Annotated in this window: 12 protein-coding genes; 2 read left to right on the top strand and 10 right to left on the bottom strand. The window is 72.6% G+C overall.

The window, feature by feature from the left end:
* Positions 1 to 106: 106 nt before the first annotated feature.
* Positions 107 to 2305, top strand: coding sequence for a glycosyltransferase family 39 protein (locus ACGFIE_RS05165; protein ID WP_393291099.1), 2199 nt, complete (start codon positions 107 to 109; stop codon positions 2303 to 2305).
* A 147-nt stretch (positions 2306 to 2452) separates the two neighbouring features.
* On the opposite strand, the gene ACGFIE_RS05160 is transcribed toward ACGFIE_RS05165, so the two are convergent.
* The 9 genes from ACGFIE_RS05160 to ACGFIE_RS05120 all read right to left on the bottom strand — a co-directional run bounded on the left by ACGFIE_RS05160 (position 2453) and on the right by ACGFIE_RS05120 (position 10506).
* Positions 2453 to 3058 (bottom strand): hypothetical protein, encoded by a 606-nt coding sequence (locus tag ACGFIE_RS05160; protein WP_393291097.1) that lies wholly within the window; start codon positions 3056 to 3058, stop codon positions 2453 to 2455.
* 56 nt (positions 3059 to 3114) lie between these two features.
* Positions 3115 to 4581, bottom strand: a complete 1467-nt coding sequence (locus tag ACGFIE_RS05155) for a histidine kinase dimerization/phospho-acceptor domain-containing protein (protein WP_393291095.1) — start codon at positions 4579 to 4581, stop codon at positions 3115 to 3117.
* Complete coding sequence (locus ACGFIE_RS05150) at positions 4574 to 5266, bottom strand: response regulator transcription factor (RefSeq protein WP_363680621.1); 693 nt, start codon at positions 5264 to 5266, stop codon at positions 4574 to 4576. Before ACGFIE_RS05150 ends, ACGFIE_RS05155 begins: the two co-directional genes overlap by 8 nt.
* 93 nt (positions 5267 to 5359) lie before the next feature.
* Positions 5360 to 5872, bottom strand: a complete 513-nt coding sequence (locus ACGFIE_RS05145; protein ID WP_393291310.1) for a hypothetical protein — start codon at positions 5870 to 5872, stop codon at positions 5360 to 5362.
* Between the two features lie 112 nt (positions 5873 to 5984).
* Positions 5985 to 6998, bottom strand: coding sequence for an aminoglycoside phosphotransferase family protein (locus ACGFIE_RS05140; RefSeq protein WP_393291092.1), 1014 nt, complete (start codon positions 6996 to 6998; stop codon positions 5985 to 5987).
* Positions 6999 to 7164: 166 nt separating this feature from the next.
* A complete protein-coding gene (locus ACGFIE_RS05135) occupies positions 7165 to 8337 on the bottom strand; it encodes a thiolase family protein (protein ID WP_393291090.1) in 1173 nt (390 codons plus the stop codon).
* Between the two features lie 113 nt (positions 8338 to 8450).
* Positions 8451 to 8876, bottom strand: a complete 426-nt coding sequence (locus ACGFIE_RS05130; protein ID WP_393291087.1) for a PH domain-containing protein — start codon at positions 8874 to 8876, stop codon at positions 8451 to 8453.
* 87 nt (positions 8877 to 8963) lie between these two features.
* The gene (locus ACGFIE_RS05125) at positions 8964 to 9875 is read right to left on the bottom strand and encodes a rhomboid family intramembrane serine protease (protein WP_393291085.1); all 912 of its coding nucleotides are present in this window, start codon (positions 9873 to 9875) and stop codon (positions 8964 to 8966) included.
* 100 nt (positions 9876 to 9975) lie between these two features.
* Positions 9976 to 10506 (bottom strand): peptidylprolyl isomerase, encoded by a 531-nt coding sequence (locus ACGFIE_RS05120; protein WP_007453641.1) that lies wholly within the window; start codon positions 10504 to 10506, stop codon positions 9976 to 9978.
* Between the two features lie 84 nt (positions 10507 to 10590).
* Here ACGFIE_RS05120 and ACGFIE_RS05115 point away from each other — a divergent pair, with 84 nt between their 5' ends.
* Positions 10591 to 11370: a hypothetical protein gene (locus tag ACGFIE_RS05115; RefSeq protein WP_393291083.1), complete on the top strand. Its 780-nt coding sequence runs from the start codon at positions 10591 to 10593 to the stop codon at positions 11368 to 11370.
* A gap of 214 nt (positions 11371 to 11584) precedes the next feature.
* Here ACGFIE_RS05115 and corA read toward each other — a convergent pair whose 3' ends face one another.
* Positions 11585 to 12733 carry a magnesium/cobalt transporter CorA gene (gene corA, locus ACGFIE_RS05110; RefSeq protein WP_393291081.1) on the bottom strand — a complete coding sequence of 383 codons (1149 nt, stop codon included), beginning with the start codon at positions 12731 to 12733 and terminating at the stop codon, positions 11585 to 11587.
* Positions 12734 to 12840 lie beyond the last annotated feature (107 nt).

Raw genomic sequence — 12840 nt, 5'->3', positions numbered from 1 at the left:
GACGACACGTCGGGCATAGCCTAGCCCGGCGTGTCGGGCTGACGGTTGCCGCCACCGTCGGTCATTGGGCGGGACGGGTCCAGCCGGATGGTGTTTACTTCCCGCCATGTCGGCTGCCGGCTCCCTGCTCGCGGTGCTTCCCGCCGCCTCGGTGCTCCTGCTCACGGTCGCGACGACACCGCGCGGGGTCGACCCGGTGGCGCCGTCTCGGCTCGCTGCGGTGCGCGCCGCCCTGGTCACCGGGGCGTACGCGGTGCTCGTCGTCGAGGTGCTCGGCGCGCTGCACGCGCTGACCCGGCCGGCGTTCGTCGCCGCCTGGCTGATCTACCTGCTCGCCACCGCGACGGCGGTGGGCCTGCGCTGGCACCGGGAGGCCCCGCCCGCCGACGTGCCCGCGACGCCCCGCCGGGTGCCGGTCGGCGCGGCGATGGCCGCCGGCGCCGGCCCGGAGACGTCCGCCCCGCTCGCCGAGCGTGGCCCGGAGGGCGGGCACGACGCCGCAACGGTCCAGACCGGTGGGGTACGCGCCGGTCTGCGCGCCAGGGCAGCCGAGATCTGGCGTACGACGAGTCGGGGCGAGCGGCTGCTCGCCGGCACCGTAGGCGGGCTGGTGCTGCTTGAGCTGCTTGTCGCTCTGCTGGCCGAGCCGAACAACTTCGACTCGCAGACGTACCACCTGCCCAAGGTCGAGCACTGGGTGGCCCAGGGTGACCTGGACTTCTGGCCCACCGCCATCCACCGGCAGGTGACCATTCCGCCCGGCGCGGAGTACCTGCTCCTGCACCTGCGCCTGCTCACCGGTTCAGACGTGCTGCACAACCTGGTGCAGTGGGCGGCCGGAGTGCTCTGCCTGCTGGTGGCCGCGCGGATCACCGCGCAGCTCGGCGGCGGCCGGCGTGCTCAGTTGATCACCGCGTTCGTGCTGGCGAGCACCCCGATGGTCGTACTCCAGGCGACCAGCACGCAGACCGACCTGGTCTGCGCGGCGTGGGTGGCGTGCGCGGCGACACTCGTCCTGGACGGGCTGCGCCGGCGGACCGGTTGGGGGACGCTGCTCGGTCTGGGTGCGGCCACCGGGTTGACGGCGCTGACCAAGACCAGTGGCCTCATCGCGGTGGGCCCACTGCTGGTGCTCTGGGGCCTGGCCCAGCTCCGGCTGGCCCGGGCCGCCCGAGCACCGGCCGCCGGTCGGATTCGGCCGGTCCGCGGGGTGGTCCGCGTCGCCGCTGGTTCGACGCTGATCCTGGTGGTCGCGGCGCTCGTGGTCGGCCCGTTCCTGGCCCGGGTGAGCGCCGAGTTCGGAAATCCGCTGGGCCCGCCGCGGCTGCGGGAGTCGATCCCGATGGAACGGCACGATCCGGCGTCGGTACTTGTCAACGCGCTGCGGATCGGGCACACGGCGTTCGACACACCGCTCGCGCCACTGCGCAGCGCCAGCGCGGACGCCATCATCGACGGCGCGGACGCGATAGGCGTCGACCCCCAGGACCGGGCGATCACCTTCGGTCGGGAGGTCTTTCCGGTGCCCGCCTGGTACCCGGACGAGGACCGGGTGGCGTTCCCGATCGCCGGGGCGGTGGCGTTGCTCGGCGCGTTGGTCGCGCTCGTCCGCCCGCGCCGGATCGACTCCGGGCAGGTGGGGCCGCTACGGGCGTACGCCGTCGTGGTGCTGGCCACCATGGTGCTGCACACCGCGCTGCTCAAGTGGCAGCCGTGGGGCAACCGACTGCTGCTCTACGCCCTGGTCCTCGCCGTGCCGCTCGCCGGATTGTGGCTGGACGCGCTCCTGCGCCGCCACGCCAGCCGTGCGACGAGCGCGGCCCCGACGACTGGCCGTGGGCGGCGATCGGTGGCCACTCTGGCGGTGGTCGCCGTGTTGGCCACCTCGGCGCTGGCTGGGGTGCTCGCACTGTCGTACGGCTTCCCGCGCCGGCTCGTCGGCTCCGGCTCGGTGTTCACCACCTCGGACTGGGACACCCGGTTCCTCCGCCGGCCGCAGTGGGCCGACGAGTTCCGGTGGGCAGCGGCGGCGGTCCGCGACAGTGGCGCCCGGCGGATCGGGCTGGTGGAGCAGAACGACAACTGGGAGTACCCGTGGTGGCTGCTGCTGCGCCAGCCGGACGGCCGCTCGCCGGACCTGGTGTCGTTGCAGTCGGTCCTGCCGGAACGGCCGCCGGCCGACCCGGCCTCGGTGGACGCGATCGTCTGCACCGGCAGTCAGCCGGCCTGCGCGAAGCTGGTGCCGGCCGGCTGGCGGTTGGAGTTCCGCGGCTACGTGGGCTACGCCCTGCCGCCCAGCCGCTGATCGCCGGGCGCTCAGGGCTCGTTTGATCAACACGGTTTCGGCGAAATCGGGGCATCGCATCGACCGGGACAAGCCCGATTCACCGAACCCGTGTTGATCACGCCTGAGCAGTGCGGGCCCCCGGGCGTACACCCGGGGGCCCATCGCTCACTTGTCGCGCGGGATGAGGATGAGCCGGGCGACGCCCTTGTCGCCGTCCTTGGCGCCGGCCACGCCGAGCTTCGCGCCGACCTTGACCTCGCTCGGCTGCACCGTCGCGCGCCGCTCGACGACCCGCAGGTCGTCCCCGAAGGTCCAGGTCATCGTGAAACCGTCGGTGGACTTGACGGTCATCGAGTCGCCGTCGATGGCGGTCACCTCACCACGCTGCACGGCGACCGTCTGCGTACCGTTGTCCTTGGTCTGCACCACCGCCTCGCCGTGCAGGGTGTTCTTGCGAAGCTGCACGCGGGCCTGGTGGCGCTTGCGCCACTCCTCGCCACGCTTCTGCTTGTCCTTGTCCTTGTCCTTGGCCGTCGGCGAGGCGCCGGGCGTCGGGGTGGCCGGTGCGGCGACGGTCTGCACGTCCAGGTCGGTGGCGTCGAAGCCCATCGCGGTCAGGGCCTGACCCTCCGCACCCATCGCCGCGGCGACCTCGACCGCCGCGTCCCGCGCGGGCTGGCTGACCACCTCGGCCGCGCCGCAGCCGCTGACGCCGAGCGCCACCGCCGCGAACAGTGCCGTGGTGCCGGTGACGAATCCCCAACGTGGCATGACTCTCCCTCTCGTCCGTGGAGCCCTCAGCCTTCCCCGCGAGGACGAGCGGACCGTCAGGCCGATGTACGGATCCGGTAAGGATCACCGGGCAGCCGGACCGTGAAGGCGGCCCCGCCCTCGGGCGCGTGACCAGCGACGATATCCCCGCCCAGCCGGCGGACCAGCCCGGCGGCGAGCGCCAGCCCCAGCCCGCTGCCCACCTTGCGCACTCCCCGGTAGCGCTCGTGCAACGCCCCCCGCTCGAACGCCACCGCCAGGTCGTCGTCGGTGAAGCCGGGTCCGCCGTCGCGGACCTCCAGCACACCGCCGGCCGCCGGGTCCGCGCCGACCGGCCGGACCGCGAGCACCACCGGCGACCCCGGCGGTACGACTCGCAGCGCGTTCTCCAGCAGCCCGTCCACCACCTGTCGGATCCGACCCGGATCGGTGTACACGGACACCGGCTGACCGGGCGTCTCCACTCGGAACGACACACCCACGGCGGCACAGCGGCCCGACCAGGTCGGTTCGGCGTCGGCGGCCAGCCGGGTCAGGTCGACGGGCACCGGTTCCAGCGGAAAGTCGGCGGCCTCCAAACGGGCCAGCGCCAGCAGGTCGCCGATCAGCCGGTCGAGGTGCTGGGCCTCGGCCAGCATGGTCCGGCCGGTGTCGGCGGTCCCGTCCGCCTCGATGACGCCGTCGGCGAGCGCCTCGGCGTACCCCCGGATCGCGGTCAGCGGAGTCCGCAGCTCGTGCGAGACGGAGAGCAGGAACTCGCGCTGCCGGCCCTCGCTGGTGGTCAGCGCGGCGGCCAACCCGTTCAACGCCTCGGCCAGGTCGGCGACCTCGTCCGGCGGCTCGACAGGCACCCGGACGGCGCGGTCCCCGGCGCGCAGCCGGGCGGCGGCGGTGGCCGCGACGCGGATCGGTCGGGCCAGCCGGCGAGCCAGTAGGAGACCGGCCACCACGCCGGCGGCCAACCCGGCCAGCAGCGGCAGCCAGAGGCTGAGCAGCACCTGCGCCCACAGCCCGTCCGACGAGGCGCGGGACAGCACCACCCCGTTGCCACCGGGCAGGGCCCGACCCTCCACCAGGGCGCGGTGGCCGTTGACCGGGCGACGAGCCGACACGTTGCGGCCCTGCCCGATCCGCTGCACCACGCGGGTCGGCAGGCCCGACCGGTCGACGGTCCCGCGCCGGATCAGGTACGCGTCGATGCCCTGGGCGCGCAGTTGCTGGATGAGCCGCTCCTCGTCGGCGGTGCGACCCCGGTCCAGGCGGGTGCGCAGCACCTCGGCGGCGAGTCGGGCCTGCGCGGCGAGGGCCTGCTGATCGCGTCGCTCCGCGCCCCGGATCGCCAGTGGCACCGCGACGATGGCCGTGACGAGCACCGACACCAGTGCCACCGCGCAGGTGACAAGCACCGCGCGGGCGGTCAGCGTCCGGCCGAGCCGGCTGCGCCTCGGTGTTGCCGGCGGGCGGACGCCGATCACCGGCAACGCCATGGTCGGCGACTCGGCGCGCACGGGCTGTTCAGGCATCGACCGCGTACCCCACGCCACGATGGGTGCGGATGACGCTTGCCGGGCCGAGCTTCGCCCGCACCTGGGCGACGTGCACGTCGACGGTGCGGGTTCCGGCGTGCGCGGCATAGCCCCAGACGCCGGCCAGCAGCTCCTCCCGGGTGAAGACCCGGCCGGGCCGGGCCATGAGATGCGCCAGCAGGTCGAACTCGGTGGAGGTGAGCTGCACGGGTACGCCGGCGGCGGTGACCGTCCGACGGGCCGGGTCGAGGGTCACCGGGCCGACGACACGCGGCCGTTCCGCCCCCTCGGGGCCCCCGGCGGTACGACGCAGCACCGCGCGTACCCGGGCGACCAACTCGCGCGGGCTGAACGGCTTCGTGACGTAGTCGTCGGCGCCCAACTCCAGGCCGACGATCCGGTCCACCTCGTCGTCGCGGGCGGTGAGGAAGATGACGGGAGTCCAGTCACCGGCCTCGCGCAGCCGGCGGCAGATCTCGGTGCCGGGAAGGCCGGGCAGGGCGATGTCCAGGACGCAGGCGACCGGGCGCAGCCGGCGGGCGGCGCTCAGGCCGGCCTCGCCGTCGCGTTCGAGGTGTACGCCGAACCCGTCACGGGTGAGATAGAGCCGGACCAGGTCGGCGATGGCCGGCTCGTCCTCGACCACGAGGACGAGCCCACGGTGCGGCGGTTCGACGGTCACCGGCCCATGATTGCCGACCCGGTCGGCTCGGCGCGATCGGTGCGTGTTCGAGTTCGGTAAAGGCCACGTGAAGGGCTACCGACCCGAGCGACGTCAGCGCGCGACGGCGGGGCGAAAAACGCTTGGCCGTACGGCGGCCGGCGTGTCGCCGATGGTGGCGACGATCCGCTCCCGGGGTGCCCGCAGGCGGGTCCGGAAGGCGTGGTTGAGCAACGCGTCGAGCTGCCACACCTGCTTCGGGTGGCTGGTGCGGACGAGGAACCGCTCGCGGATGCCGTCGATCGCCGTGGCGGCCAACTCGACAGACCCCAGCCGTGGGTCCGGGCTCCAGGTGACGTTGCTCAGCTCGCGCAGCTCGGTGTTGAGGTGCAGACGCAGCCGGTGCAGCAGCCGGGTCTGCTGGGTCACCACCAGTCGACGGTGGGTGAGCAGCAACAGGTAGTCGCCGGTGACCGGGCGGTCGGGGCGGCTGCAACGGGTGACCAGGATGGTGGCGTCGCCGGAGCCGACGCAGCGGCGGAAGACCGGCATGTGCCGGCTCACGGTCTGTACGGCAAGGCCGGCCTCGGTGGCGGCCGGGAGGAACGTTCGGGAGAAGACGTCCATGACCTGCCCAACGACCTCCCCGACGCCGGTGACGTGGGTCACGTCGAAATTTTGGAAGTTCCACGCGGCGGGTCGCACCGCCTGTCCGACTTCCGACGTGGACGGATACCGGTCAGCGATCGGGCTGAAGGGGAGTGGCGGCGAACAGCTCCGCGAGCCATCCGGGCACCGCCTCGGCGTACTCCGCACGGGCCGGGTCGGCCGTGTCCAGTGCCCGCCGCCAGGAGAGCGACCGGCTCACCGCGCCCAGGTTCAGGGCCAGGTCGACGGCCTCGACGAGGGTGCGACGGTCGAAGCGGTCGGTCCACGCCTCCAGGTAGCCGTCGCGCAGCCGGGCCAGGCTGGCGTCGTCGGCCGACAACGCGGTGGCGTACCGGATGGAGCGCAGGGTCACCAGCAGCGTGCCGAACGGGTGCGCCACCGAGGCGTCACCCCAGTCGAAGTAGCGGTACCCGGCCGGGCCGGCGAAGACGTTGCCGTCGTGCAGGTCGTCGTGCTGCACAGTGGCCGGAATGCCGATGTCCGCGAGCCGGCGACACCGCTGCGCGTACGCCGGAAGCTCCGCCCGCAGCCGCTCGTACGTCTCGACGGGGAGCCCGCCCTCCGCGCCGACGCGCAGGGACTCGTGATCGTCGAGCAGCTCGGTGAGCAGCCCGGCCAGCACCTCCGGGCGGTGGTCCGGTACGCCGACGGCGACCAGTTCGTCGGCGCGCGACGCGGTGGCGAGTTGGAGTGCCGCGTACCCGGGCAGCGCCCGCTCCCAGTGCGTCAGGTCGGGATCGCGCTCCAGCACGTCACGCAGCGACTCGCCGCCGTCGGGCAGCAGCGACCAGCCGCGCTCCCGGTCCACACCGATCGGGGTCAACACCCGCTCGGGCGTCAGCCCGGCAAGCGTCGCGATCAGGACCGCCTCGTGCGTCGTGCCCCGGTTGTTGGCCTTGAACCAGACCGGCCCACCTTCGGTCGGCACCCGCCAGACCAGCGACCACGGCCGGACGCGGGGCTCCACCGGCCCGGTGACCCGCCGGCCGGCGCTGTCGAGCTGCTCGTCGACCCAGGATCGGGCCTCCTGCTGCCACTCGTCGCTGGACCAGTCGGGGGCGCGCTCGTCGGCGATCGTCGTCACGATGGGCACCCTAGGCGGCGTGCCTGACCCGGGGCGAGGCCATTTCACCGCGGCGTTCTTCGGCTTGCGGCCGAGCCGGCGGTCGGACCAGCGCGACGTCCTCGGTTGGCGGCGAGCCAGCGGATCAGAGCAGCTCGACGTCCTCGGTTGGCGGCGAGCCGCCGGATCAGAGCAGCTCGACGATCGTGGCGTTGGCCATTCCGCCGCCCTCGCACATGGTCTGCAGGCCGTAGCGGAGCCCGTTGTCCCGCATGTGCTGGAGCATCGTGGTCATGATCCGGGCACCGGAGCCGCCGAGCGGGTGACCGAGGGCGATCGCGCCGCCGCGCGGGTTGAGCCGCTCCGGGTCCGCCTCGGTCTCCGCCAGCCAGGCCAGCGGCACCGGGGCGAACGCCTCGTTCACCTCGTACACCCCGATCTCCTCGATGCCCAGCCCGGCGCGGCGCAGCGCCTTCGCGGTGGCCGGGATGGGTGCGGTGAGCATGGTGACCGGGTCGTCGGCCGCGACCACGGCGGTGTGGATGCGGGCCAGCGGCCGCAGGCCGTGCCGGCTGGCCCACTCGGAGGTGGTCACCGCGAGTGCGGCGGCGCCGTCGGAGATCTGGGACGCGGACCCGGCGGTGACCACCCCGTCGGCGCGGAACGGGGTGGCCAGCTCGCCCAGCTTCTCAAGCGAAGTGTCCCGGCGGATGCCCTCGTCGGCGGTGAACTTGCCACCGTCGGCGAGCGGCACCGCCGTCAGCTCCGGGTCGAACGCCCCGGCGTCCTGCGCGGCGGCGGCCTTCTCGTGGCTGGCCAGCGCGAACTCGTCGAGCTGGGTACGCGAGAGGCGCCACCGGCGGGCGATCAGCTCGGCCCCGACACCCTGGTTGAACGGCAGCGGCGCGTCCTCGGCGAAGCCCTCGACGCCCCGGTAGCGGGCGCGGAGCTGGTCGCTGAACGGCATGCCGCCCGCCACGCTGGAGCCCATCGGCACCCGGGTCATCGACTCCACCCCGCCGGCGACCACCAGGTCGGCCTGGCCGGAGAGGACTGTCGCGGCGGCGAAGTGCAGTGCCTGCTGGCTGGAGCCACACTGCCGGTCAAGCGTGGTGCCGGGCACCGTCTCGGGCCAGCCGGCGGCGAGCACGCCGTTGCGGGCGATGTTCCACGACTGCTCACCGACCTGGGACACGCAGCCCCAGAAGACGTCGTCGACCTGGGCCGGGTCCAGGCCGGTGCGCTCCGCGAGGGCGCGCAGCACGTGGGCCGACAGGTCGACCGGGTGGACACCGGCGAGGCTGCCCTTGCGCCGCCCGACCGGGGTGCGTACCGCGCCGACGATGACCGCGTCACTCATGTTTACTCCCCGGTAACCTGGCTGACCCGATCCTACGTCGTCCGTGGACCGACTGACTGCCCCCGGGCCCGCTCTCCCTCCGCCGGCACGCGGGCGCGCGCCGATGATGCGGCTCAGAAGCGTTGGGCCGCGCGTAGCGTGGCGGCGACCTCTTCCGGGTTGGTGCCCAGGTCGTATCGGCCGAAGAGGTGCAGTGACTCGCCCGCGTCGATCTCCAGGACCTCGGACGTGAGCCCCCATCGCGGTCGCCGCTCCACGGTGATCGCCTCGATCTCCGGCCAGGGCAGCTGTCGGCGACCAGCGAACCCACTGATGACCGTGAGTCCTGCCGGATCCACCGTCAATCTGACCGGGGCGACCAGGTCGCGTACCGCCCAACCGACCAGCGCGGCGGCGGCCAGGGCGGCCAGCACCAACCGCAGCGGGTCGCCGTCGGCGAAGATCAGCCCGAGCGCGACCAGCAGGACCGCACCGGCCAGCTTCGCCGCCGGTAGGCTCGCCGGCACCCGCCACTGCTGGACCGGGGAGATGTCATCCACCCGCCCAGCATGCCAGCGGCGGCCCGCTCCCGGCAGTGCCGGCCCGGCCCGCGAGTGCGGGCATCCGCGCTCGTGCGCCCCGAGATCTCAGCCCAGCAGTTGGGCGGTGCGGAAGAGGACCAGGCCGAGCAGGATCAGCAGGATGATCGCGGCGCCCACGGCCTGCACCAGCGTGCGTCGGCCGCGTGGCGCGTACGCGAGCACCAGGGACATCGCCGCGCCGACCACCAGGCCACCGAGGTGCCCGGGAATGGAGATGCCCGGCACGGTCAACGTGAACACCAGGTTGATCACCAGGATGGGGATCACCTGGGAGATGTCCCGGCCGAGTTTGCGCTCGATGATGATCAGCGCGGCGAAGAGGCCGAAGACGGCAGTGGACGCGCCGGCCGTCGCCGAGTTCGAGGCGCTGAACAGGTAGGCGGCCACGTTGCCACCGAGGCCCGCGACCAGATAGAGCGCGCCGAAGCGCAGCGGCCCGAGGTTGGCCTCCAGCGACCGGCCGAGCACCCACAGCGCCCACATGTTGAGCAGCAGGTGAATGACGCCGTAGTGCAGGAACATCGCGGTGACCAGCCGATACCACTGGCCCTCGGCGATGCCGCCGAGCGTGCCGTCGGGGAAGACCGCCAGCCCGAGCACGGAACCCCAGTTGGTCAGCGGGGTGCCGCCGCCCATCAGGCCGCCGAAGCCGGAGCCGCCCACGGCCGCGTCCCCGCCCCGGTCGGAGGCGATCGACAGCAGCATGACCAGCACGTTCAGGGCGATGATGCCCTTGGTGACGTAGCCGTGCCGGCCGGCCGTACCACCACCGAAGGCGGTACGTGCCGGCCGGACGGTGCGACGTCCCTCGTTGACGCACTCCGGGCACTGGTGCCCGACCGACGCCTCCCGCATGCACTCCGGACAGATCGGCCGATTGCAGCGGGTGCACCGGACGTAGGTCTCCCGACCGGGGTGCCGGTAGCAGACCGGGGTGGTCGGAGGGGACTCGCTCACCGGGCCGATCCTCCGTCCGCCACCGCGCGGCTCACCGACGCTGGCCGGCGCGGTGCTCCGGAGCGCTCAATCATGCGAGCAAAGGTACCTCGCGGGTTCGTCAGGCGGCAGACCGCTCGATCTCGACCCGCTCGATGACGACGTCCTGGAGCGGACGGTCGCTCGGACCGGTCGGGGTGTTCGCGATCGAGTCGACGACCTTCACCGACTCCTCGTCGGCGACCTGGCCGAAGATGGTGTGCCGGTTGTTGAGGTGCGGCGTCGGGGAGACGGTGATGAAGAACTGCGAACCGTTGGTGCCCGGTCCGGCGTTCGCCATCGCCAGCAGGTACGGCCGGTCGAAGCGCAGCTCCGGGTGGAACTCGTCGGCGAACTTGTAGCCCGGTCCGCCCCGGCCGGTGCCGGTCGGGTCGCCCATCTGAACCATGAAACCGCTGATCACGCGGTGCGAGATGGTGCCGTCGTAGTACGGCCCGCTGCCCGGCTGACCGGTGCGCGGGTCGGTGTACTCCCGGTTGCCCTCGGCCAGGTCGATGAAGTTGCGGACCGTCTTCGGAGCGTGGTTCGGGAAGAGCTCCAGCCGGATCGGGCCAGCGTTGGTGTGCAGGGTGGCGTAGACAGCCTCGGCCACGGGTACTCCTCACTCGTTGGTCAGTTCCATGCGGATCCTCCCATGTGCCCGATCTGGCATCGCGGAGGCATCCGTTGGTGGAGGATGACGAAGGAACAACTCCCAGGAGGTAGGACCGTGTTTGGAATCGGGCGGCGTCAGTCCCAGGGCCAGCTCGCCAAGGCTGAGCTGAACCAGAGCATCAGCCACCTGATGCAGGCAGCCAACCACGCGGCCAAGGGCGCCGGCGCGACCGTCGGTCCGCGGGTCCAGGTGGCCCGGGGCTACGTGGGACCGGCTGCGGTGAAGGTGCGCGACCGTGCGTCGACCGGCTGGGGAACCACACTCACCACGCTGGCACCGCTGGCGGCGGCAGCCCGGGACGGCGCCGCGCAGGCAGGGCCGCTGACCAGGAAGGCCAAGTCGAAGACCATGCGGATCACCGGTAAGAAGAAGCAGCCGCGCCGTCGCGGCTCGATGATGACCGGCCTGCTGGCCGCGGGCGCCATCGCCGGCCTGGCCGGTGCGGTCGCCCTGCGTCGCCGCCGGGAGCAGCAGGAGTGGGCCGAGTACGACCCGACCCGCACCCTGGAGCCGATGCGCGACGAGGTCGACTCGATCGAGGTGCGTACGCCGGCCGCGACCAAGAAGGGCACCGACGGGTCCGCCATGAGCGGCGCGGCCGGGATGACAGGCGCCGGCAGCTCGGCGGTGGCCGGGGGCAGCAGCGCCAGCACCACCGCCCCGGCCAAGCAGACCGGGATCCGCCCGACCGACAAGGTCCCCTCGGTCGCCGAGGGTGCCACGGACGTCACCGGTCGGCCGACCGACGACCTCACCAAGGCGCTCGGCAAGGACACGGCCCGCACCAACGGCCGTCGCTGACCCCCGATACAGCAACGCGGCGAGCGCCGGCGACGCGGGTTCTTCCCGCTCGCCGGCGCTTCCGCGTCGAGCGGCGCACCCCGCGTGAGCTGAGCCCCTGCGAGATCCACTCGGGTTCCACGAAATCGGGGTGTCCGGATCCGCGGGATGCCCCGACTTCACTGAAGCCGAGTGGATCAAGCCCCGCGGTCTCCAGGCGGCTCCGGCCGCGCGGTCAGAGCCAGCCGTTGCGGCGGAACCAGCGGTAGAGGGCCAGGGAGACACCGAGCATCAGGGCCAGGGCCACCGGATAGCCGTACGTCATCTTCAGCTCGGGCATGTTGTCGAAGTTCATGCCCTCGACGCCGGCGATGGACGTCCAGACGGCGGCGATGGCCGCCCACGCGGCGATCTTGCGCATGTCGTTGTTCTGGTCGACGCTGACCTGGGCCAGCCGCGCCTGCAGGATCGAGTTCAGCAGGTCGTCGTACGAGTTCACCTGCTCGACGGTGCGGCTCAGGTGGTCCTGCACGTCCCGGAAGTACTTACGGATCTCCTTGGGCACGTCCCGGTTCATCTGGGAGGTGAGCGTCATCAGCGGTCGCTGCAACGGGACCACCGCCCGCTTGAACTCCACCAGCTCCCGCTTCATCTGGTAGATCCGCTGGATGCGGCCGTGGCTGTTGCGGTCGAAGACCTCGGCCTCCAGCACGTCCAGGTCGTCCTCGAGCTGCTCGGCCACCTCCAGATAGAGGTCGACCACCCGGTCGGTCACGCCGTACGCGACGGCCCACGGGCCCTGGAGCAGCAACTCCTGCTTGGTCTCCAGGTCGGCGCGGACCGGGGAGAGCCGACAGGCGTCGCCGTGCCGGACGCTGATCAGGAAGTTCGGGCCGATGAAGAGCATCACCTGGCCGGTCTCGACGACCTCGGAGGTCTCGGTCAGCTCGGTGTGCTCGCAGTACCGGGCGGTGCGCAGCACCAGGAAGGCCACTTCCCCGAAGCGCTCCAGCTTGGGCCGCTGCTCGGCCTTCACCGCGTCCTCGACGGCCAACTCGTGCAGGCCGTACGTCTCCGCGATGGCGGTCATCTCGGCCAGCTCCGGCTGGTGCAGGCCGATCCAGACGAAGCCGTGCTCCTCCCGACGGGCCGCCTCCAGCGCCTCCGCGTACGTCCAGTCGCCGGGCTGCCGCTTGCCGTCGACGTAGAGGGCGCAGTCGACCACCCCGCTGCGGCCGGTGCCGGTGGATGCCGGAGTGGGTGGCGACCCGTCGGCGTTGAGCATCCTGGTCACCGCCCGGACCGGCGACGGCCAGGCCCGGGGTCGCAGCACCCGGGACGTGTTCTGCGGGACCGTCCGGCCCCGCTCTGCCCGATCCGTCATCGCGACACCTCCCCGCGCTCGCCTGCGGGTTGCAGGCTACGCCGATGGTCGCCATCGGCAGGTGTGACGGCGGTCGCGGGTGCGGCGCCGGGCGGGCCGGGCCGCAT

It is taken from the genome of Micromonospora sp. NPDC049275 (genome assembly GCF_043197115.1).
Taxonomy (GTDB): Bacteria; Actinomycetota; Actinomycetes; order Mycobacteriales; family Micromonosporaceae; genus Micromonospora.
The sequence above is the reverse complement of the archived record's forward strand: the minus strand, read 5'-3'. Positions and strand labels throughout refer to the sequence as shown.